Here is a 22,036-nt window from a genome sequence, read left to right as displayed (position 1 = left end):
GTGGTGACGAAGTCGGGGTCGGATTGTGTGGCGGTGGTGGTGAGGGCGTGTTCCATGCCGGTGAGGGTGTCCGGGTCGGTGAAGTGTTGGGCTTTGTCCAGGGCGGTGCTGATGATCGTCGCGGACCGGGACGGGACCTGTCCGGYGTGGAGGGCCTCGGCGAGTCTTTGACGACGGGCCGGGATTTCCTGGCCGGTTATTCCGGCCCCGGGCAGGACATCGGTGGCGAGGGCGAGCCGGCGCCGTGCTTCGCCGATCCCGATCCTCAACCGGGCCCGGAGGAACTCCGCCGCGTTCCGGTACCCATCATCCAAAACACTGCCACCACCACCATCAGCAGTACCCGCTTTGACGGTGCTTCCGGGGGCCGCTTCACCCGTACGACCACCGGATCCACCGCCACCTTCCGACTTACCGGCTGGCTCGGTCCACCCCGTCCCCCATTCCTGGGCGCCGGACGCCGGGGACTGTCCGGGCTGCTGTGCCGGCACCGCACGCTGCGCCTCGGTCCGGGTCCGCTCCACAGCCTGCGCCGCAACGACCTGCACGTACTCCAGGGCCCGGGAAATCTCTTCGACCGATCCTGCGAAATCTGCGGCTTCCGTGAAGTCAAACAGCCGTGTCTCCTCGGCCGCGAGTGAACGCACAGCTGCCACTGCTGCAGCACCCAATGCCAGCGATTCGGCGAGTCCTGCAGCTCCGGCGCGGCCCTCAAATGACATACCGCCGGTTGGCCGCACGCCAGGGTCGCTGCCGGTGAGCGCGGCGGCGAGTGACGCCGTCGAACCTGTTTTCTCGCTGTGGCGGACGCGTCGGGGCAAGACTTTGGCGCCGGGCGAACCTGCCCGCCGCGCCAAAACATCCCCAATGCTTCCCATGCATCAACCCTGCCAAGAGGGTCTGACATTTTTTAGCAGCCCACCCCGGACAGGCTCCGGACATGGCTGACGCGGGCCGAAGAGTCTGGGGGAAAACTCCGACCCGCGCCAGGTCCAGGGGGTTGGCTAGCCGATGATCTTCATGGCCTGCCAACCGGTGCCGAGGCTAGTGGGCGGGACGTTGCTGAGAGTCCCGTTGCCGCTGCCTGGGTAGAGCCACAGGGTGTCTCCGATGCGGCCGATGACGTCGTTCTTGTTATCGCCGTCGAGGTCCCGGGGGCCTGCGATCGATGTTCGGTTGTCCCAACCCGCGGAGATTTGCTTCCATGCGAGCCATCCGCGGGTTCCATCGCCGGGGTAGAGCCAGAGGGCGCCAGTATCCGAACGCCTGGCCAGCACGTCTCCCGTACCATCTCCATTAAAGTCCCCGGTGCTCAGAATTGCATTCATAACATTCCAGCCGGTTCCAATCGTGATTGGCGTCCGGAGCCCGCCGCTGCCGTTGCCTTCGTAAAGGCGCAGATCGCCGGTGCTCCGCCTGGCGATCAGGTCAGGGATTCCGTCGCCACTGAAGTCGCCCGGGGAGAACAACTGGCTCATGGTGCTCCATCCGGTGCTCACTTGGACCCTGGCGCCGAAGCTGCCGGCGCCGTCGCCCGGGTAGAACCACAGGACGTCACCTGCACGGGCCAGCAGGTCCGGTTTGCCGTCCCGGTTGAAGTCGCCGGGGGTTATGGTGTCGGTGATCGTGGACCATGCAGGTGCCGCCAAGGCCGTTTGCCGCGGCCCCAGACCGCCTCCGCCATTGCCCGGGTAGAGGTACAGGTTGCCGGCAGTATCGGAGGACAAGACGTCGGCCTTGCCGTCGCCGTTGAAGTCATGGGACGACGGCGGCCCGGCTGCGGGAACGCTGTACGTCTGGGTTCCAATGGGTGAGGTGTTCCCTGCAGCGTCCACACCGACGTACTTCAGGGTCAGCTGTGATGTCCCCATGACAAGCGGAGCCGAATACTTGAAGTTGGTGGCAGACTCCGTAGCCGTGGGGCTGCTGCCGTCTGTGGTGTAGTAGATGCTTGCGCCTGGTTCATCGGCGGAAAGCGTGATGGTTGCCCCGCTGGCCAGCGCACGGCTGGTTGGGTTCGCCGTCACCACAGGCGCCCGCGTGTCAGGCGGAACGTTGTAGGTCTGCGTGACGACATCGGAGACGTTTCCGGCAGGATCCGTGGCGAAGAATTTCAGGGTCATCGGATCCGGGCCCGCGAAGACAATCGGCGTGGAGTAGACCAAGCCTGCAGTGAGGGGATCGCTGCTGTCCTTGGTGTACTTGATCACGGAGTTTGCCTCGTTGGACGTAAGCGTGATGCTGGTGCCCGGGGCGTAGGCGCCGCCCAGCGGGTTGGCCGTCACCACAGGCTTGGTCACGTCCGGGCCGGTGGAGTAGCTCTGAGTCACGACGGCCGACGGGTTGTTCGCAGCGTCCACGGCGAAGTACTTCAGCGTCAGTGGACCATTCACGGTGATCGGCGTGGCATATTTGGCACTCGCGGTGGTGGGGGTCGTCCCGTCCAGTGTGTAGAAGATCGTCGCAGGTTCGTTCGCGGACAGGGTGACCTTTTGCCCGATGTCATAGGTGCCGCCGGGCGGTGTCGCCGTTACTTCGGGTGCAACGACGTCGGCCGTGATGTGGGCCTCGAACTCGGACAAGCCGACGTTCGTGGTGGAGCCGCTCACGGAGGTGATGTTGAAGCGGACCGAACTGACTGTCCTTGCCGGGAAGTTCACTGTGAGTCCCGAACCGTTGTTGGGCAGGGCGCCCACTGGCACGGTGCTGCCATCCGGGAAGGCCAGGTTGCCGCCGGTTACCTGGTCGCTGAGGATCGGCCGGTCAAAAAGCGTCACGGCGTTGATGGTCCGGGCAGGGGAGAAGTTGTACTGGATCCAGCTGCCTGCCTTGCCGCCGTTGGTGACCCATTCGCGGTTGGCGTCCATGGGCGTACCCCATGCGTACCCGTCGCGGGCCTTCTCGGGGCTCTGCCCCGAGGCCTTCTGCGAGGAAGCGCTCACTGTTGTGCCTGCTGATTTGGCAGCATTGCCCGTCCACTCGATGGCCGTGATGTACTGCCGTTTGAGCCAGTCGCTGTAAGGCGGCGCCGGGCAGGGAGTGTCGCAGAGGTATTTATCGAAATCGGCGAAGCGCACAAAGGTGTTGACTTTGTTGGTCAGGTCCGCGCCCGTCACATTCTGGGCGTATTCATCGATTACATAGGCGTCGTATGCAGATGCCGTATGGGGTCCCGTGTAGGCCCTGCTGGCCAGCTGGGCAAACTTTGCCGTGGCCCAGTGATCGCTGTGGTCGTAGGGGTCCTGGTAATTCCCCGTCCAATCCTGGGTCCGGAAGGTGGTGGGTTGGTAATTGGCTACCAGCTGGTTCAACGTCGTCTGGAATTGCGCCTTGGTAAACGCTGCGGCCCCGTCAACCGGACGGATGGAGCTGAGCCGGCCGTCCCACAGTTTCAGGATGCTCTGGCCGTTGTAGCGGCTGCTGCCCCTCCCATCCGGGAAGCCATCCGGAAGCCGCATGAAAACGACGGAAACGTTGGGTGCCGCATTCAAGGTCTGAAGGGTGAGGGGTCGGCCCGGAACGCCCGCGTCGGAGGTGGTCCAGGCATCGGCTACGCCCGCCATTTTCGCGTAGCTTGCCCTGATTCCCGCTTCCAGGCTGTTCCAGTATGCAGCCCCTTCACCGGCTTCACCCGCCGTTGCGTACACGGTCTGCACGCAGCGCTTGGACTGGATGTCACGCATGAAATCCGGACTGATGAAAATCAGGTCATCATCGGTGTGGGCCACTATCTGCATGGCGCCGCCTGTGCCCGGGCACGGCGGGACCGCAGCAGCGGCAGGCGCCGCCATACCAACGGTCAGGGCAGAAAAGGCAACAGCGGAACCCAGCAGGAAAACAAGGATTTTCCGGAAAAGGGAACGGGTGCTGAACAGGGTGGAATGCGTATGACGCCGAGCGTATTTTGGACGGTCCACAACCATGCTCCTCGAGCAGATGTTGGGCCCCCCAGCCGGCAAATTTACGACGCCCCCGGGGCGTCATTGCGGAATTCAGTTGGGTACTGCCATTGCCTTTCATGGATCGAAAGTGGAGCAGTGATCGATACTGTACTCCTCGGCGAAATACATGGCTAGGGTCCGGGCCCCTCTCTGCGAAATCCCGGCGGTCGGCATAAACCCCGCATTACGCTGAATTCATGAACCGCACCGCAGCTTTGAACCCAAGTCCTCGAACACTCGACGTCGAAAGCGTGGTTCATTTCGATCGGCTGGTCAGTGCCGGAGCCCGGTCAATGCACGGTTGGCACGCGCAGTCGTTGGACCTTCGCGGCTACTCGCGCCAGCTCAAAGCAATGGATCCGCAAGGTGCCATCTTCCTCGGCTGCACCTTCGACACCGGTGTGGAAGAAAGCCTGCGAAGCCGTGGCGCGCTGATCTTTCCGAAGCTGCTGGGTGTTCCCTTTGACCCGTACCGCGGCACTCTCTACACCCCGGCGGAGCTCTACCGGGACATCCCGGCTACTGAGTACGAGTCCACCCTCGACGCGCAGGTCTACCAGTGGAGCATCCTGCCCGGCCAGCGTCAGAGCCTCGACGCCACGCTCGCCGCAGCGCTGCACGATCACGCCATAGGCGACGCCCTGGACGAGGCATTGGATCAGGGCCCCTTCGCAGGAAGCAGGATTGTGGGAGTCATGGGCGGCCATGCCGCCCAGCGAGGATCCAGGGAATTCGCCGACGCCGCCCGGCTGGGCAGCCTGCTCGCCCAAGCCCGCTTCGCCGTCGCCACGGGCGGGGGTCCCGGTGCCATGGAAGCGGCCAATATGGGCGCCTACTTCAGCGGAAGGCCCGACGCCGAACTGCAGGCGGCCCTTGCGACACTCGCCGATGTCCCGGGGTTCAGGCCCTCGGTGACGGCTTGGGCGCGTCAGGCGGCGGCCGTCGTCGAACATTACCCGCAAGGCACCCCGACCCTCGGCATCCCTACCTGGTTCTACGGGCACGAGCCGCCCAATCTGTTCGCCACCCACATCGCCAAGTACTTCGCCAACGCCATCCGGGAAGCCATCCTGTTGGAAGTCTGCAACGGCGGGATCGTGTTCCTGCCGGGAGCAGCAGGCACGGTGCAGGAGATTTTCCAGGACGCCTGTGAGAACTACTACGGCGCGCCCGAAACCATTACCCCCATGGTCCTGGTGGGCCGCGATCACTGGGAACGGACCTTCCCGGCGTGGCCTATGCTGCAGAGCCTGGCCGCCGGGAAGCCCATGGCGGAGCGTATCTTTTTGGTGGACACGGTGGAGGATGCGCTCGCGGTGTTGGCCCGATAAGACACAGCCCGGCTCAGAAGTCTTTGCTGCAGGGACCTGAACCCAGTTCCGCGAGCCCCGTCAGGTCGCCTGCGGCATATTCCCGTACCCACGATGCCTGCCCGAACATGAGTTGCCGGGGATCGTCCACGTGGTCCAGGCCCACCAGGTGTCCGAGCTCGTGCATGATGACTGCCACGCCGATGTCCTCCCCGTCCGGGGTGTCCACGATCCCGGCAAACTGTGGCGCATCCAGTGAGACTGTCCCGGTCACGTATGCCTTGTAGCCGTTGCTCAGGCCAATGGAGGAGCTTCCGCCCAGACCCACCGTCTGCCCGGTCAGTCGCGGTACCTGCTCCGGGGTGCTCCAGGCGATCAACACCGGCGCCCAACGGTCCCCGTATCTGGCCGGCTGGTACCCGGAACGGTTGGGGGAGGGAACCTCGGAACTCGGCCCGTCGTAAATGAATCTCAACCCCGTAGCTCTCCCGGTTTCATGGACGGCCTTCTCCACAAGAACCTGCCAGGAAGCCGGTGCGAGGTCCGAATTCACCACGTAGTGGATGGGCCTGCAGGGCGAGTACGCCAAGGGCGTGCCGTCTTCTTTGACTGCCAGGAACTTGTACGAGCTGCTGGCTTGGACCAGCGGGGGCGGCGTGCCGAGGGGCGCGTCGGCTTCTTCACGTCCGGGCAGGGGATCGTCCCGTTGTCCGAAGGGTGCCAGCCCGGGACGTGGCGGCTGGCTCTGGCTTTCCGATGATCCGTAGAGGAATTGCTGCAGCTCTCCGCCGAAATAGGCTCCGGCGCACACGAGCCCCAGGATGCCCAGCAGGAACAGGATGGCGGCGACGCTGCTGTGCTTGATCGGCGGGCGGGGCTCAGGCGGCTCGTGCGGACCCGAAGGCGGAAGGTAATGGGGCCGGGGAGGATCCGGGTCCGGCCACTTGGACGACCCATAAGGTTCCATGGAACCCCCTGACGTGGAGGCCGCGGACGGGCGGTGGGGCGCCGCCGTCGGCCGTATTCGCCAGCATAGGTCCAGTGTCCCCGTGAGTCCATGGCCTTTGTACCCAACGCCTGAACGCTGCTAGATGTCCTTGCGGCAGGGGGCTGATGCCAGGAGATGGAGGCCGTTCAGGTCACCGGCGGCCAGACCGTCCGGTGCCCCGATTTCCGGGTACATGAGCTGGATCGGATCGTCCACATGGTCCAGTCCCATCACGTGTCCCAGCTCGTGCTGCATGACGGCAAGGACGTAGTCCGCACCGCCGGGATCGGCCAGAAGTTCCGCGATCTGGGGTGTGTCCAGCTCCAGGCTTCCGGTGATGTAGCTTTTGGGGCCCTTGTCCAGCGAATACATGGTGCTGCCGCCTGTGCCGATGACCTTCCCTTCAAGGGCCGGCGCCACTTCTGGTGTGGTCCACGAGATCAGCAGGGGAGCCCACCGGTCGCCGTAGCGGTTGGGTTGGTAGGGCTCTCGCCGGTCCGCGGGTTGTTCGTCGGTTGTTCCGTCGTTGACGAACTGGATGCCCGAGGCTGCAGAGATATTGGCAATGGCCGTCGCCAGGAGGGGGTCGGTTCCTTCGGGAGCGGAGGCGTTGTTCACCACGTAGTGCAGCGGCCGGCAAGGGGAATAGCCCACCGGGGTGCCGTCGTCGTTCATGGCCAGGAACTTGTACGAATCATTGGTGGTGCCCGGTGCCGTCGGCGAGGCCAGCGGGGCGTCAGCTTCCTCAAGTCCCGGCGGTGGTGCGTCCGGAATGCGGGCCGAGGTGGGCTGTATCTTCCCGGTTTGCGGGCCGCCCGGGACGCTGACGCCCGGGAACAGTGCCGTGATGCGGGGGTCGCCGTTCAGGAACCAGGACACCAGCAAAGCGACCGTTGCCGCAATGAATGCCATCAGCAGGCCGAGCAGAACGCGCTGGGTTGTTCCCGATCGCCGGTGCTTCGGCACGTGCGTAGCTTCCCGCTCCCAGTCCACGGTTCTCCATTCCTCAGGCCCTTGGTCACGCGGGGCAGCGCGGAGGACGAACCAACATTACGGTCTGCCGGGGGAGCAGTCCAAACTCAGACGATCGCCGCGCCGAACAGCAAACCGAGACCGTAGGTGGCAGCAGCTGCTCCCAGCCCGATGGCCAGCTGCCGCAGGCCGCGGCTGAGCGGCGACGTACCGGACAGCAAACCCACGACGGCGCCTGTCGCCAGCAGCGCGATGCCCACCAGGACTCCGGCCACCAGGAGCGCGGCCATACCCGTCATCCCGAAAAGGAAGGGCAGGATCGGAACGATGGCTCCCGAGGCGAAGAAGCAGAAACTGGACAGCGCCGCGCCCCACGCCGAACCCACCGATTCATGCTCATCGGCCACCGGTTTCTCGGGCTGCAGGGAGAGGCTGGGATCGCAGTCGCAGCTGAACAATCCCATGCGCTCGGCTGCCCGGTGCTCGGCGGCTTCGCGGGTCATGCCGCGTGCCAGGTAAACCAGGACCAGCTCGTTGTGGTCGATGTCCAGCGACGGGGCTGCGGTGAGGGTGGCCTGGGTGGGGAGGGTGGCGTTGAGCAGTTCGCGTTGCGAGCGGACGGAGACGTATTCGCCGGCACCCATGGACAGTGCGCCGGCCAGGAGCCCTGCAACGCCGCTCATGAGGACCACGGAACTCGGTACACCCGTCGCGGCCATGCCCATGACCAGCGACAGGTTGCTCACCAAACCGTCGTTGGCGCCGAAAACTGCTGCGCGGAAGGTACCCGAGAGCCGGTTGCGTCCACGGGTCGCCAGGCCCCGGACTACTTCCTCGTGGATTTGTTCATCGGCCACCATCGCGGGGGTGGCGGCCGGCTCGGTTCCGTAGGGGGAGCGGCCCTCTGCACGTTGCGCCAGGGCCAGGACGAAGACCGAACCGAAGTTGCGGGCCAGGAACCCCAGGAACTGGCTGCGGGCGGAAGCTGCCTTGGGCATGCCTGCGTGCTCACCCAGGAGTTTGAGCCAGTGCGCTTCATGCCGCCCTTCGGCTTCGGCCAGAGCCAGCAGGATCTGCCGTTCCTCGCCGTCGCGGCGCTGGGCGAGTTCGCGGTAGACCGCAGCCTCGGCGCGTTCATCGGCAAGGTACTGCCGCCAACGCCTGATGTCCGACGCAGTGGGTGCTGCCGGGTCTGCGGTGTGGTGGAGGGCTGTGGGTTCGATGGCGGGGTCCGGAGCGGGGCTCGACGAACTGTGGGATTCCTGGTGCATCTGCACTTTATCTCCTGTGCTGGGTGGGGTAGTTGCGGCCCCATTGCACGCCCCACACTACCGCTTATTTGCAGGGTTTTTTGGCTGGTATTCCTTAGCTGGAATGTTCGGTGTACCGTAATTTCCGGCTCTGCTTGACCCTCGCTTTGGCCGGTGCTCAGATGGAAGGACAGGGGCGGGGAGCCTCCCCGCACTCGGTTAGCGGGCTCTTACAGGCCCACGGGACGGAGGTTGCACCATGGACACCACCGAATCACACGCCAAGTACCCGGAACGCACCACCATCGAGTCGGACCCGGCCTACGACTACGCCGAAGACCAGGAAGTGGACGAGCCCTGGGTTGAGGAAGTGGACGCCCCCGAGGACGATGAACGGGTGGTGCCGATCGATGAGACCGAGGAATTCCGTGGGGAGGAAGAGGAAATCTAGTCCTCGTCCCGGCTGCCGAGGGCGAACAGGCGCGGCTGGCCATCCCGTTTTCCTGTCGCGGCCACAGTAACCGTCAGGGTCCGGGACGCCTCGCACCACGTTGAGGGCCGGACGGCCTGGGCCAGCGCTTTGGCGATCTGCTGCGGATGGGGATGCCGGAAGAACAGGGTTTCGTTCCTGGCCACTATGGTGACCGTGCCCAGGTAAAGGTCGACGGCGGGGATCACCGTGACGGTCCGGGCTTCGGTTTGGCCGGTGGTGCTGTGGGCGTGGCTGGTATCGCTCTGATACGGCAAGGTGCTGCTCCTGTGGAGAGTGCTCTTGCCCGCTCGGTTGTCTCAGGTCCGGGACGGGCCGCTTCCTCATCCGAACCACCCGTGAACATGGGGTTGGTGCATGGCCAGTCGGAGCTTGGCGCCACATCTCTTGAAGCTGGGACAACAGTACCGCACCTGCGGTTATGAAGGCCCTTTTGCCGGGAACAAAACGACGGCGGTGCTGCCCCCGTGAAGGGGGCGGCACCGCCGTCGGGTATTGCCTGGTTACTTGCTGCTGCCCACCGGGTGGACTTCCGGCGGCAGTTCCTCGGAGATGGCGCCGGCTACGCGCTTGTCCCAGGCCTCGCGGACGGCTGCGTCCGTGGGCGGAGTCAGCAGGGAGACCACGACGTAAACCACCAGAGAAGCACCGAGGCCCCAGTAGATGGGCTCGTTGGCGTAGACGCCGTCTTCGCTCGGGATGACACCAACCGCGTACATGATGAGCAGGGCCAGTGTCAGAACTGAGCCGACTGCCATGGACCATGCAGCCGCGATGCCCGTTCCGCGCTTCCAGACCAGGCCGCCGAGAATGGCGACCAGGAGTCCGCCTACCAGGATGTCGTAGGCGATGGTCAGGGCAACAACGACGTCCTGCGCTGCCATGGAAATCAGGACTGCAACGATGCCCAGGCCCAGGACCCAGTAGCGGTTTGCCTTGACGTCGTGCTCGGGGTTTTCCGTGTCGTCTGTGTTGATCGTCTTGCCGAACCAGCTGGCCACGAACGGGACAACGTCTGCGCGGGCCACCGTAGCGGCGGCGATCAGGGCGCCCGAAGCGGTGGACATCATCGCAGCCACAGCCGCGGCCATCACCAGTCCGCCGATGCCGACGGGCAGGATGTGGGTTGCCACCTCTGCGTAGACAACGTCCTTGCCGAGGTTGGCGACATCGATGTCCGGGAGGGCGACGCGGGCAGCCAGGCCGATCAGTGCGCCGGCGATGCCGTAGAGGATGCAGTAAACACCGGCGGTAGCTCCGCCCCAGCGTGCAACGGTGGCGGTCTTGGCGGTGAAGACGCGCTGCCAGATGTCCTGGCCGATCAGGAGGCCGAGGGTGTAGACCACGAAGTAAGTGATGATTGTCTGGACGCCGATGCCGTCGATCTGGAAGAAGCTGGCGTCAAGKCGCTCACGGATGCCGTCCATTCCGCCGGCTGCGTTCAGGACGAACGGCAGCATCAGGAAGAAAATGCCTACGGTCTTGATGAGGAACTGCACCTGGTCTGCCAGGGTGATGGACCACATGCCGCCGATGGTGGAGTAGACCAGCACGATGGCGCCGCCGACTGCGATTGCCAACCAGCGTTCCCAGTCGAAGAGCACCACGAAGATGGTGGCGTAGGCGCCGGTGGACGTGGCGCAGAGCATGAGGGTGTAGGCCAACATCACGATTCCGGATGTCTGGGTGGCTTTGCTGCCGTATCGCAGGCTCAGCATTTGGGAGACCGTGTAGATCTTCAACCGCTGGATGGTGCCGGCGAACAGGAGGCTAAGGAGCAGCACGCCGGAGCCGATGGCCACCACGAGCCACATGCCGGAGATGCCGAACTTGTAACCGAGGCCCACGCCGCCCACGGTGGATGCGCCACCGAGGACCACGGCGGCCATGGTGCCTGTGTAGAGGAAGGGTCCCAGGCGGCGGCCGGCCACCAGGAAGTCGCTGTTGTTCTTTGTGCGGGACTTGCCCCACCAGCCGAAGGCCAGCATGGCGAGCAGGTACACCACCACGATTGCGATATTAATAGCCGAAGATTCCATGAACGGTCCTTGGAGCTGATGCACGGAGGTTGGGGTTTTCGACGATACCCCTGCGATGCGTCGAAGTCTCTGTGCGGATGATTGGAGATTTGGGTTTGGAGCTTGGGGATGTGTTGTGTGCCTCACAGACAACACTTGTTGCCTATGAGGATATGTTGTGATCGGAGTAACAGTCAAGATCCTTTGGACTTGGTTACGCCCGCAGTGGCCCTGTTGGCGTGCCTCCCGGCTACTATTGCTCCAATGACAGGGCCACATGACAGGCCTGAAAGGTTCGTGAATGAAGGCTCTACCCGTTGAACCGAGCAATGTTCCCGTTGCCATCGGTTCCAGAATCCGCGCAGCCCGGCAAGCGCAGCGCCTCACCATCGAGCAGGTTGCGGACGCCACCGGGTTGACCAAAGGCTTCCTGAGCCGCGTGGAGCGCGACCTGACATCGCCGTCGGTGGCTTCCTTGGTGACCCTCTGCCAGGTTCTGTCCGTCTCCGTCGGCGACTTGTTCGCCGCGCCGGAGACCCATCTGACACGTCGCGACGACGGCCCCAGGATCTCGCTGGGCGGCCAAGGCATTGTGGAACGCCTGCTGACCGCACGTTCCGAGCGCCGCCTGCAGATACTCCAAGCCACCATCGAGCCCCGCGGGCGCGGCGAAAACGAGCTTTACGCGGTGGACTGCGACGTGGACGTGCTGCATGTGGTCAAGGGCCGCATCAAGCTCATCCTGACCAACGAAGAATACGACCTCGAGGAAGGGGATACCCTCTCCTTCCCGGGCCGCGAACCGCACACGTGGATCAACCCGACGGACGAAACCGTGGAAGTGCTCTGGGTACTGGTGCCCGCAGCAAGCCGGTAGTTTTCCCTCCCGGCGTTGTGCACTCCCTCCCAGTTACCTCCTGTATTGGAAGCCAGGGACCGGGCCGATCCCCGAAAGTCCGGGGCTCGGCTGGGCAAAGCCGTCCACCAACCGGGCGGGATCGTCACGACGCAGCTTGAGAACCGCCTGGATCTCCGCGATCACGCGCTCCGGCTCGAACCAGATGACTTCCGGTGGGTACCTCAGGACCAAATACCCGTTGATGGTGGAGGCGTTGTTGCGTGCCAAGTCGTTGCGGAGGGCCTTTCTATCGGAGTGAAACGCGAAGCCGTCCACTTCAATAATGAGGAACTCTTCCAGAAGGAGGTCGACGCGCCCGATGCCAGGTATTGCCACTTGGGCGTCGAATGCAATGCCGTGGGTGCGGAGCAGATGCTGTGCATCGACCTCCACAATGGACTCTGCACGCAGGTCGAGATCCTTGAGCGCGTTGAGGACGGGCCGCGACCTGTCTCCCTGCAACTGTTCCTTCAGCAGTTCCAACGGCACACCGTGCAGTCGAACCGCCGAGATTGCCATTGCCGTTGAAGCGGGCGGCGCCAGGCAAGCCATGGCATGTAGGACTACATCTTCCACCGCGGCGATTGGGAGGCTGGGATGAGGTTCGAATCTCATGGTCCTGTGCCTGACGAACCCGGTGCCGTGACCGTGATCGCATGCCAGATGGTGGAGATCAGGTGCTTTGCGTATCCACAATCCGTAGTGTTGAGCTGCGCTGGCGCAGGAGACGTAGGAGTTGTAGCGGAGGGCGGTTGCCAACTCGGGTCTGTGATCCGCAAGCATGAAGATGCCCCGCCGGGGTTGTTTCGCACCCTTGCTTGGAAGGCGCGCGATGTCCCGGCGCGAATAGCCTGCGGCCAGGAGTTGTCCGGTCCGAGCCACGCCGCCTACTTTTTCGAGGTACTGGAAGGCGTCCATCGGACCAGTCCACAGGCTTCCAACGTTCCACGAAATGACGCACTTGCCGTATGTGGGCAACTCCAGCCGACGCTCCATCCCGGTTTGAGCTCCTGGTGGCGGCGCTCCTCCCCGGTTGCCGCCGCCCTTCGTCCCACGGGCCAAGCGGAGCGCCCGAAATCCGGGGATGAGCGGAGTCCGCGGGGGGACGAACTGGGGAGGAGCGCAGCCTGCGAAGGGACTAACCGGGCAGGAGCGTGCGAGGCGGCTAGCCCACGTGGACCCAGGGGCGCCGGGTGATGTCCGGCTCGGCTTCCCGGAGCACTTCGCGGGTGACGGGCGCGATCTCCCCTTCGCCGAAGAAGAGGAAGCGGCTCAGGTTCGAAATCGGGTTGCCCTCAGTCCACCGGAAGTAGATGTGCGGCATGAAGCCGGTGACGTCGCGGATGTGGAGGAGTACTGCCGCCAGCGTGTTCGGCACATTGTTGCTGTGCACTTCCAGGATCTTGAACCCGTGCCGTTCCTTGCCCACCACCTGGAGTTCCTGCTCGAAGTCTGAACTGTCGTCCACGATGATCTCGATGAAGACGGCGTCGCAGTCCAGGGGGAGGTGGTTGGCCTGCTGGGCGTGCTGCAGCTTCTCCCGGTACCTGTCGGCACTGAAGCGTTTGGGTTCGTGCGCGATGATCCGGACCGGTCCGTGCGTGTTGTTGGCCGTGAACTCCAGGGCCTTCCGGTCCATCTTGATGTGCGTGGCCCGCAGCTCGAATGCCCGCCTCATCCTGGAGACGAAGCTGACCACCAGAATGCCAAGGATGAACAGGGCGGCAATTTTCAGGCCGTCCGGGCGCTCGATGGAGTTGACCACGGTGGTGTAAACGAAGACCAGGGAAATGAGGCCGAAGCCGATGACCTGTGCTTTTTGCTTCCTTCGGCGTGCCGACAGCGTCACGGCGATGGACGCGGAAGTGATCAGGACCAGCACGCCAGTGGCATAGGCGCCACCCTGGGCGTTGACATCAGCCTGGAAGATGATGGTGACGAAGAAGGCGATGACCGTGAAGACGAGGACCAGGGGGCGCAGTGCCCGCGCCCAGGCCGGTGCCATGCCATAGCGCGGCAGGTACCTGGGAACAAGGTTCAACAATCCGGCCATCGCGGAGGCTCCGGCGAACCACAGAATGGCGATTGTGCTGATGTCGTACACGGTTCCAAAGCCATCGCCCAGGAACTTATGCGCGAGGTAGGCAAGGGCGCGGCCATCGGCCTTTCCGCCGGGTTCGAATTCAGCGGCCGGAATCAACATGATCGTGGTGAAGCTGGAGGTGATGAGGAACGAGCTCATGATGATCGCGGCGGTGGTCAGGAGCTTGTGGGCACCCTTGATGCGGCCGGCCGGATTGGCTTCCGTGTCCGTGGCATGGCCTTTGATCTGGGGCATGACGGCGACGCCTGTTTCAAAACCCGAGAGGCCCAGCGCCAAGCGGGGGAACACCAGCAATGCCAGGGCGATCATCATGATCGGATCGCCGTGGGAGGTGGTCAAAGCAGTCCACCAGTCCGTGATGACGCGGGTCTCGGTGAAGACGTGGCCGATGGATACGGCGATGACCACAAGGTTGAGCATCAGGAAGGCGCCCACCAGGACGACGGCCACGTTGATGGCCTCCTTGAATCCGCGGAGGAAGACGATGCCCAGACCCGCGATGAGCGCCAGGGTGATGGCGACGTTCTGGCCTTCAAGGAAGTCCGGCGCGAACGGGTTCTCGATGAGGTGGGCCGTGGCGTCGGCAGCCGACAACGTAATGGTGATCATGAAGTCCGTGGCCGCGAAGCCAAGGAGTGCCAGGACGAAGAGCTTGCCGCCCCAGCGGGGGAGGAGCCGCTCCAGCATGGAAATGGAGCCCTCGCCGCGTGGACTTTCCTTTGCCACCCGGCGGTAAACCGGCAGCGCTCCGGCCAGGGTTGCTGTGACCAGCAGCAACGTCGCCAGGGGAGAAAGCAGGCCCGCTGCCAGGGCGGCGATGGCGGGCTGGTACCCCAGTGTCGAGAAGTAGTCCAAGCCCGTGAGGCACATGACCTTCCACCAGGCCTGCGGCTTGTGGGACTCCGAGGGCTGTCCGTGGGGGCCTTGCCGCTTGCCTGAAGTGTCCGGCATTCCCTCAAGCAACCAGGGTTTGAGCTTGAAGGAATTCTTGGGCCGGTTGGCCGGGTCGGCCGGAGGCCTCGACAGGGTGGTCACGGTGTCCTTTCGCGCAGCACGGTACTGCTTCCGCATGGAGCGTATGGCCCGGTTCGACGCCGGGACACCGGTTTTTATGGAATCTTTACGCCTGCTGTGAGCGGCGTCTCATCCTTTTGGAAGGTTGTAAACAAGTGATGCATATTAGACAACTTTGAGTGTATGATGGGTGTCACAGTCCGCAGAATCAATCCCCCTATTCACTCAAGGAGTGGCGTACTTTGGAAGAGCTCCGCATCGAGGCCAACGGCAACCTGGGCCCCATCGATTCATCCCGTATCCCGCGCTACGCCGGTGCCGCCACGTATGCCCGCCTGCCCCGCCTGGACCAGGTCTCCAAGGCCGACGTCACCGTGGTCGGCGTTCCCTTCGACTCCGGCGTTTCGTACCGCCCCGGAGCCCGCTTCGGCGCCAACCACGTGCGTGAGGCCAGCCGTCTGCTGCGCCCGTACAACCCGGCCTGGGACGTCAGCCCGTTCGAGAACATCCAGGTAGCCGACGCCGGCGACATGGCAGTAAACCCGTTCAACATCAACGAGGCCATCGAGACAATCCAGCAGAACGCCTTGGACCTCACTGCCAACGGCAGCAAGCTGGTCACCCTCGGCGGTGACCACACCATCGCCCTCCCGCTGCTCCGGGCAGCAGCGGAACGCGCAGGCGAACCCATCGCCATGCTGCACTTTGATGCCCACCTGGATACCTGGGACACCTACTTTGGCGCCGAATACACGCACGGTACGCCGTTCCGCCGGGCCGTCGAAGAAGGCATCCTGGACACGGAGGCCATCAGCCACGTAGGTACCCGCGGTCCGCTGTACGGCAAGAAGGACCTCGACGACGACCACCGCTTCGGGTTCGGAATCGTCACCTCCGCCGACGTCTACTACCAGGGCGTCCTGGAGACGGTGGCAAAGATCCGCGACCGCATCGGCAACCGCCCGCTGTACATCTCGGTGGACATCGATGTCCTTGATCCGGCCCACGCCCCCGGCACCGGCACCCCCGAAGCGGGCGGCATCACCAGCCGCGAACTGCTGGAGATCATCCGCGGCTTCCGCGGCATGAACCTCGTTGGCGCGGATGTGGTGGAAGTCGCCCCGGCCTACGACCACGCAGAAATCACCGGCGTCGCCGGCAGCCACGTTGCCTATGAACTGGTGACCCTCATGGCAGACAACGCCGTTGAAGGTGACCGCCACGGTGCCCCGAACGGCTACGCGCAGCAGGCCCTCGGCGCCCGCATCCAGGAAGTCGCACAGGCCATCGGAGGGCAGCGATGATCGATTTCGATCCTGGCACAGCAGCTCCCACCAAGGGGACCAACCAGCGCAACGGTGGGGACCTCGTCGTCGAGACCCTTGAAGCGCTGGGTGCCAAGACTGTTTTCGGTATCCCGGGCCAGCACGCCCTGGGTCTCTTTGATGCCATGGGCCGCGGCAACCTGCACTTCGTGTCCTCCCGGGTGGAGAACAACTCGGCGTTCGCAGCTGACGGCTACTCCCGTGCCACCGGCGAAGTCGGTGTGCTGTTCCTGTCCACCGGTCCGGGCGCGCTGACGTCCCTCGCCGGCCTCCAGGAAGCGTATGCCACGGGTGTTCCCATGGTGGTTGTTGCCAGCCAGATCCCGCTCGACGGACTGGGCGCACGCCGCAAGGGCATGCTGCACCAACTCGATGACCAGAAGGCCTCGGCGGCGAACGTCACCAAGAGCCAGCGCCTCATCCAGCACGCCTCCGGCATTCCGTCGGCCATCCAGGACGCCTGGACCGAGGCGATTTCTTCGCCGCAGGGTCCGGTTTGGATCGAAATCCCGCAGAACGTCCTGCTGGATCCGATCATGGTGCCCCCGGTGGAAGACGCCCTCGCCGAGGCATTCGATAACCCGCCGCGCGTCGAGCTGGTCCGCGAGGCCGTGAAGTGGCTTTCGACGGCGGAACGTCCGGCGATCATCGCAGGCGGCGGTACGCGCCGTGGCCGGGCCGAAAAGTCGTTGCTCTCGATTGCCGAGCAGTTGCGCGCACCGGTCATTTGTACTCCCGGCGGCAATGGCGCGTTCCCTTGGACCCACGAGCTGTCCCTGCAGTCGTGGATCGAGGATCGGTACATGACCGATGTCCTCGAAGACGCCGATGTGTTGATTGTGATCGGCTCCTCCCTGGGCGAGGTGACGTCGAACTACTTCACGTTCGAACCCCGCGGCCGCATCATCCAGATCGACGCCGAGCCCCGGGTCCTCGAGTCCAACCGGCCCGGCCTGGGCATCCGCGCCGACGCCGGCCAGGCCCTCGCGGCCCTCGACGAAGCGCTCAAAGCAGCCGGAGCCGCGAATGCAACAACGCGCTCCTGGCACGGAACTGCTCCGGAAGATGTGGTCAAGGAATCCCTGGCGAAGGTCAAGGCCCGCCTGGAATCCCAGGACCTTGCCAAGGAGCTGAAGTTCATGTCGGACATCCGCGAGGCCGTCCCGGCGGACATGCAGACGTTCTGGGACATGACCATTTCCGCCTACTGGGGCTGGAGCTGCTGGGACGCCCGGCAGGGCCAGTTCCACTCCGCCCAGGGCGCCGGCGGGCTTGGTTATGGTTTCCCCGCGGCCATCGGCGGAGCCGTGGGCCTGGAAACCACCGGCAAGACCGGTGGTTCTGCACGAGTGCTGGCTGTCTCCGGCGACGGCTCCTCCATGTACTCCATCTCGGAACTCGCCACCGCCAAGCAGCACAACGTCCCGGTCACTTGGCTGATCGTCGACGACGGCGGCTACGGCATCCTGCGCGAGTACATGGTGGGCGCTTTCGGCCAGGCCACAGCCACCGAGCTCGCCCGCCCGGACTTCGTGAAGCTCGCTGAAGCCTTCGGTGTCCCGGCCCGCCGGGTTGCCCCGGAGGATGTCGGGGACGCGCTTAAGGCGTCCTTCGCAGCGGACGGACCCAACGTCGTCGTGGTTGAGACGCTGCTGAAGATGTTCGGCCCCACCCACCTGGACGACTAAGGCGATCAAGCCCCTAAAGAGTCAGCCCCCGCACGGAATACCGTGCGGGGGCTGACTGCGTTGCGGGGATGCCGGCGGCAAGGGAAGCGGTTAGTCGAGTTCGCGTTGGGTGCCTTCGGGCGTGGCCTTCACGGCGATGGCCGATGCCAGCATGGCGGCAATCCAGAAGACCGCGATGAGCCAGATTCCACCGCCGGCGGCAAGGCTCAGTCCGGCTACGATCATGGGCGTGAAGCCCGCACCGATCATCGAGGCACCCTGATAGGCCAGCGATGCTCCCGTGTAGCGGTTGCGGGTAGGGAACTGTTCGGCGACGTAAGCGGCAATCGGGCCGTACAGGAAGCCCTGGACCAGTCCGTTGCCCAGGATGATCGCGGCCGCGAAGCCCCACAACTCACCGTTGCTCATCAGCATGAGGATCGGGTAGACCAGCACGGCGCCCAGGAGGGACGCGCCAATGAGGACACGACGCCGGCCGATCCGGTCGCTGAGGCGGGCGGAGTAGAAGCAGATCACCAGGGTCAGCAGCGCGGCAACAGCCTTGATGTTCAGGACACCGTTCTTGTCCGCCCCGCTCTCGACGGCGACGGAGACGCCCCACACCGTGGTCATGGACTGGCACACGTAGAACGAGGTGGTGGCCAGCAGGCCCAGGACTACGGCGCGGGGGTTGTTCTTCAGGACGTCGAGCAAGGGCACCCGGCGCTGTTCGCCGGCAGCTTCCAGGCGCTGGAAGGCGGGTGTTTCGGCCACCTTGAGCCGGATGACCATGCCGACGACAATGAGCAATGCGCTCAGCAGGAACGGCACGCGCCAACCCCACACGAGGAAGTCATTGCCGGAAACCGCGGCGAACAAGGACAGGGCAAGGGTGCCGAGAATGGCGCCGGCCGGTCCGCCGGCGTTGGCGAAGGCGGCCGCAAAACCGCGGTGCTTCTTGGGGGCGTGCTCGATCGCCATGAGCGCGGCTCCACCCCACTCGCCACCGACGGCAACACCCTGGACCAACCGGAGAAGGACCAAAGCCAGCGGCGCGGCCATGCCGATCTGGGCGGTGGTGGGCAGCAGGCCGATCGCCGTGGTGCCCAGTCCCATGATGAGCATGGACAGGACCAGCATCTTCTTGCGGCCAAGTCGGTCACCGAAGTGTCCGAAAATCAGGCCGCCCACCGGCCGGGCAATGTATCCCACGGCGAGCGTGACGAACGACGCGAACAAATCAAAGCCGGGGCCGAGGTTGGCGAAGAACACCTTGTTGAAGACCAGGCTTGCTGCCGTGGCGTAGAGAACGAAGTCGTAGTATTCGATGGCGCTGCCAATGAAGCTGGATGCGAGGATGCGGCGCATGTCCTTGGTGTTCATGGACGCATCCGCCGTAGTGGCCGTGCCTGTCTTCGGGGCGGTTGGTGCTGAGCTCATGTGCTTCCTCAGTGTGGGTACTGGCTCGTCAGCGCTGACGGGCGAACGGGATGGTGTCGAGATCATTGGGAACCGTGAACGTCCCGGAGAAATGCTCCCCGGCTTCCCGCCATACGGCTTCGGAAGCAGAACCGGGCACGAGGTGGTGCAGGGCCAGGTGGCCGGCACCGGCAAGCTCGGCGAGCTTCGCGGCTTCGCGGACGCTGGTGTGGGACTTGTAGTGGTGGTCGCGGGAAGCCCTGCTGGACTCATCGGTCTTGTCTGCGTACAGCGACTCCACCCAGTTGAAGTCGATCGCTTCATGCAGCAGGAGGTCCGTGTCCTGCGCCAAAGTGATCATGTTTTGCGTGTAAGCGGTATCACCGGAAATGGTCACGGAACCCTCGGCGGTGTCGAAGCGGAAGGCGAATGCCGGGGCCACGGGAGGGTGTTCCACCAGGATCGCGGTCACGGTGACGAGTTCGTCGCGGTAGACCTCAAAGGGTTCCATGTCCGGCGTCGGGTTGCTGTTGGGGTGGTAGCCCGATTCCGCCGGGATCCGGATGTCTTCGGCGTGGAAGATGTCCAAGGGGCTGGGCCGGAGGCTGTCCAGGATGCGGTCGTTGAGGTCGGTGGCGTGCGCTTTCATGAGCTGCTCGAACATCTGACGGGTACCCGGCGTCGGATTTTCAGGCGCCAGCGGCTGAGGCTCGACGACGGCGCGCGGCGACACGGCGGGCAGCTCGCCGCGGTTGCCCGGTCCAATGATCTTTACGGGCGAGTCGAGGCGGTCTGTCAGGGCGTAGAGGCCGAAGATTCCCAGCCCGGCGAGATCGTAGACGTGGTCCGAGTGCAGGTGCGTGATGAAGAGTGCCCGGAGGTCCTTGAGCTGCAAGCCGGACTGGCCGAGCCTGCGCCCGGCGCCCTGGCCGAAATCCACTAGGTAGAAAGCATCCCCCACCACCACGGCGGTGGCGATCCCGGTGCGCTCGCCGGTGTCGGCCGCTGCCCACCATCGCGGTCCGCCGGCCGTTCCGAGGGTGACGATGTGCGGCTTCAGGGATGACGTCGGTGTCATGGATGCTCCTTTGACTGAATGGGCTTTCTTCCAGTGTGGTGCGGACCACTTCACTTGTATAATCAATCAATTCAAAGAAGTTCATAAGGAGAACTGATGGGTGAGTTTACGCTTCGGCAGCTGGAATATTTCGTGGCCGTGCTGGACCACGGTTCGCTCACCAAGGCCGCCAGTGAAAGCAATATCTCCCAGGCTGCCGCATCCATGGCCATCGCCCAGTTGGAGAAAAACCTTGGCCTGGACCTGCTGATCCGGACGCGCGCCAAGCGGGTGGAACCGACGCCGGCCGGAGTTGAGCTCGGCGTCCGGGCCCGGCGGATCCTCCGTGAAGCCGCAGATCTCCAGGGGGCACTTCGTGGTTCCCATGAGGACATGCGTGGTCGGGTCGCCATCGGCTGCATGATTGCCATCTCGCCCCGCTTGATTCCCGAGCTGATCCATGTCTTTGCGGCCAAATGGCCGGAGGTGGAGCTCGACTTCGTGGAGGGAAACGCCGAAGAGCTGCAGCGTGCCGTGGGGGAAGGCGAGTTGGACGTTGCGTTCATCTATTCGCTCCAGGCGGTTCCCGGCGTCGAAATCCTGACGGTGGCTCCTTCTCGGCCGCAGTTCATGCTGGCCGCCGATCATCCTCTGGCCGGCAGTGCCTCGCTGCGCTTTGCCGATCTCGCCGATGAGGATGTGGTCCTGTTCGATGTTCCACCCAGCGCGGAGCGGGTCATCGCGATGTTCCATTCGGCGGGCATCGAGCCGAAAGTGCGGTGGCGCAGCGTGGTGGCCCAGACAATCCGCGGCATCGTGGCCAGCGGCCGGGCGTACTCGGTAACGAATGTCTGGCCGGGAATCGAGTCCCTCTACGCGGGTGCGCGCGTTGCGCTGGTCCCGATCGAGGACAAGGTGCCGGCGAACGAACTGGCAGCCGTGGTGGCGCCGGGCGTAAGCCGTCCGCGCCGCGTGGAGGAAGTCATCAACGCGGCCCGGGAGCTGACCCGCCCGGAGGCCTAGGCTCTTCTTTTAGTTTCCCAAAGCAATCAATCTGCGTTATAGTTGCTTTAGGCAAACAAAAAGGGGTGTTTTACATGTCTGTCGGTTCTGCCACAGCAACCGATCTAGTGCATCAGATCTTTGACCTGCAGCGGACTCTGCGCTGCGTGGTAACCGCGCACATGGCCCGCGTTCCCGACGTCGGAATGGCGGTCCAAGGGGTGATGCGGTTCATTGGCGAGGGGGAGACCCGTGCCACGCACCTGGCCGCGCGCCTTGGCGTGAGTGCGCCGGTACTGAGCCGCCACGTCGCGGAGCTCGAAGAACTCGGCTTCGTTACCAGGCGACCGGATCCTGCAGACGGCAGGGCGCAGCTTCTGGCCCTGACTGAACGCGGGACGGCGAAGCTGCACGAATTCGAAGAACAACGCAGCGTGAGACTGCGGGATTACCTGGCGGATTGGAGCGAGGCTGACGCCCTCGAGGCCTCCCAGGTCATCAACAAACTCACCGAATCCCTCAAGGATTCAATCCGGGCAACGGCGGCCGGCTCCATCACAACAGACCAGACAGCTTAGGAG

At 64.3% G+C, this 22,036-nt stretch carries 18 protein-coding genes and 1 riboswitch; of the genes, 7 read left to right on the top strand and 11 right to left on the bottom strand.

Annotation, left to right across the window (positions count from 1 at the left end; translation table 11 throughout):
* Positions 1–878 (bottom strand): DUF222 domain-containing protein (locus AB4Y81_RS10590; RefSeq protein ID WP_441995792.1); only part of this gene is annotated, 878 nt, incomplete at its 3' end.
* A gap of 126 nt (positions 879–1,004) precedes the next feature.
* On the bottom strand, positions 1,005–3,923 hold the full coding sequence (locus AB4Y81_RS10585; protein WP_441995791.1) for a chitobiase/beta-hexosaminidase C-terminal domain-containing protein: 2,919 nt from the start codon (positions 3,921–3,923) through the stop codon (positions 1,005–1,007).
* Positions 3,924–4,138: 215 nt separating this feature from the next.
* On the opposite strand from AB4Y81_RS10585, the gene AB4Y81_RS10580 reads away from it, so the two are divergent.
* Positions 4,139–5,272: an LOG family protein gene (locus tag AB4Y81_RS10580; RefSeq protein WP_441995790.1), complete on the top strand. Its 1,134-nt coding sequence runs from the start codon at positions 4,139–4,141 to the stop codon at positions 5,270–5,272.
* A 13-nt stretch (positions 5,273–5,285) separates the two neighbouring features.
* Here AB4Y81_RS10580 and AB4Y81_RS10575 read toward each other — a convergent pair whose 3' ends face one another.
* The 3 genes from AB4Y81_RS10575 to AB4Y81_RS10565 all read right to left on the bottom strand — a co-directional run bounded on the left by AB4Y81_RS10575 (position 5,286) and on the right by AB4Y81_RS10565 (position 8,482).
* Positions 5,286–6,218 carry a peptidase M10 gene (locus AB4Y81_RS10575; RefSeq protein WP_039240090.1) on the bottom strand — a complete coding sequence of 311 codons (933 nt, stop codon included), beginning with the start codon at positions 6,216–6,218 and terminating at the stop codon, positions 5,286–5,288.
* A gap of 120 nt (positions 6,219–6,338) precedes the next feature.
* On the bottom strand, positions 6,339–7,232 hold the full coding sequence (locus AB4Y81_RS10570; protein ID WP_441995789.1) for a matrixin family metalloprotease: 894 nt from the start codon (positions 7,230–7,232) through the stop codon (positions 6,339–6,341).
* Between the two features lie 86 nt (positions 7,233–7,318).
* Complete coding sequence (locus tag AB4Y81_RS10565; RefSeq protein ID WP_441995797.1) at positions 7,319–8,482, bottom strand: VIT1/CCC1 transporter family protein; 1,164 nt, start codon at positions 8,480–8,482, stop codon at positions 7,319–7,321.
* 238 nt (positions 8,483–8,720) lie between these two features.
* On the opposite strand from AB4Y81_RS10565, the gene AB4Y81_RS10560 reads away from it, so the two are divergent.
* Positions 8,721–8,912 carry a hypothetical protein gene (locus tag AB4Y81_RS10560; RefSeq protein ID WP_018777074.1) on the top strand — a complete coding sequence of 64 codons (192 nt, stop codon included), beginning with the start codon at positions 8,721–8,723 and terminating at the stop codon, positions 8,910–8,912.
* Here the strand turns inward: AB4Y81_RS10560 and AB4Y81_RS10555 are convergent.
* Both AB4Y81_RS10555 and AB4Y81_RS10550 read right to left on the bottom strand, forming a co-directional pair.
* Positions 8,909–9,208, bottom strand: coding sequence for a hypothetical protein (locus tag AB4Y81_RS10555; protein WP_189076015.1), 300 nt, complete (start codon positions 9,206–9,208; stop codon positions 8,909–8,911). The two genes, AB4Y81_RS10560 and AB4Y81_RS10555, sit on opposite strands and share 4 nt — an antisense overlap.
* Positions 9,209–9,224: 16 nt before the next feature.
* Positions 9,225–9,344, bottom strand: a riboswitch (SAM riboswitch).
* Between the two features lie 110 nt (positions 9,345–9,454).
* Entirely contained in the window at positions 9,455–10,990 is a 1,536-nt protein-coding gene (locus tag AB4Y81_RS10550; protein WP_018777076.1) for a sodium:solute symporter, read from the bottom strand.
* A gap of 280 nt (positions 10,991–11,270) precedes the next feature.
* Here AB4Y81_RS10550 and AB4Y81_RS10545 point away from each other — a divergent pair, with 280 nt between their 5' ends.
* The gene (locus tag AB4Y81_RS10545) at positions 11,271–11,846 is read left to right on the top strand and encodes a helix-turn-helix domain-containing protein (protein ID WP_018777077.1); all 576 of its coding nucleotides are present in this window, start codon (positions 11,271–11,273) and stop codon (positions 11,844–11,846) included.
* Positions 11,847–11,879: 33 nt separating this feature from the next.
* On the opposite strand, the gene AB4Y81_RS10540 is transcribed toward AB4Y81_RS10545, so the two are convergent.
* Positions 11,880–12,785 (bottom strand): type IV toxin-antitoxin system AbiEi family antitoxin domain-containing protein, encoded by a 906-nt coding sequence (locus AB4Y81_RS10540; protein WP_035733454.1) that lies wholly within the window; start codon positions 12,783–12,785, stop codon positions 11,880–11,882.
* Positions 12,786–13,032: 247 nt separating this feature from the next.
* The gene (locus AB4Y81_RS10535) at positions 13,033–15,006 is read right to left on the bottom strand and encodes an amino acid transporter (RefSeq protein ID WP_441995788.1); all 1,974 of its coding nucleotides are present in this window, start codon (positions 15,004–15,006) and stop codon (positions 13,033–13,035) included.
* Between the two features lie 221 nt (positions 15,007–15,227).
* Here AB4Y81_RS10535 and speB point away from each other — a divergent pair, with 221 nt between their 5' ends.
* On the top strand, positions 15,228–16,289 hold the full coding sequence (gene speB, locus AB4Y81_RS10530; protein WP_018777080.1) for an agmatinase: 1,062 nt from the start codon (positions 15,228–15,230) through the stop codon (positions 16,287–16,289).
* A complete protein-coding gene (locus AB4Y81_RS10525; protein WP_079581197.1) occupies positions 16,286–17,998 on the top strand; it encodes a thiamine pyrophosphate-binding protein in 1,713 nt (570 codons plus the stop codon). Before speB ends, AB4Y81_RS10525 begins: the two co-directional genes overlap by 4 nt.
* Positions 17,999–18,088: 90 nt before the next feature.
* On the opposite strand, the gene AB4Y81_RS10520 is transcribed toward AB4Y81_RS10525, so the two are convergent.
* Both AB4Y81_RS10520 and AB4Y81_RS10515 read right to left on the bottom strand, forming a co-directional pair.
* On the bottom strand, positions 18,089–19,417 hold the full coding sequence (locus tag AB4Y81_RS10520) for an MFS transporter (RefSeq protein WP_018777082.1): 1,329 nt from the start codon (positions 19,415–19,417) through the stop codon (positions 18,089–18,091).
* Positions 19,418–19,445: 28 nt separating this feature from the next.
* Positions 19,446–20,474 (bottom strand): MBL fold metallo-hydrolase, encoded by a 1,029-nt coding sequence (locus AB4Y81_RS10515; protein WP_441995787.1) that lies wholly within the window; start codon positions 20,472–20,474, stop codon positions 19,446–19,448.
* A 96-nt stretch (positions 20,475–20,570) separates the two neighbouring features.
* Here AB4Y81_RS10515 and AB4Y81_RS10510 point away from each other — a divergent pair, with 96 nt between their 5' ends.
* Entirely contained in the window at positions 20,571–21,476 is a 906-nt protein-coding gene (locus AB4Y81_RS10510; RefSeq protein WP_018777084.1) for a LysR family transcriptional regulator, read from the top strand.
* Positions 21,477–21,550: 74 nt separating this feature from the next.
* Complete coding sequence (locus AB4Y81_RS10505) at positions 21,551–22,033, top strand: MarR family winged helix-turn-helix transcriptional regulator (protein ID WP_018777085.1); 483 nt, start codon at positions 21,551–21,553, stop codon at positions 22,031–22,033.
* The last annotated feature ends 3 nt before the right edge of the window (positions 22,034–22,036 follow it).

The sequence above is a fragment of the Paenarthrobacter sp. TAF1 genome (genome assembly GCF_052113825.1).
Taxonomy (GTDB): Bacteria; Actinomycetota; Actinomycetes; order Actinomycetales; family Micrococcaceae; genus Arthrobacter; species Arthrobacter nicotinovorans.
The sequence above is the reverse complement of the archived record's forward strand: the minus strand, read 5'-3'. Positions and strand labels throughout refer to the sequence as shown.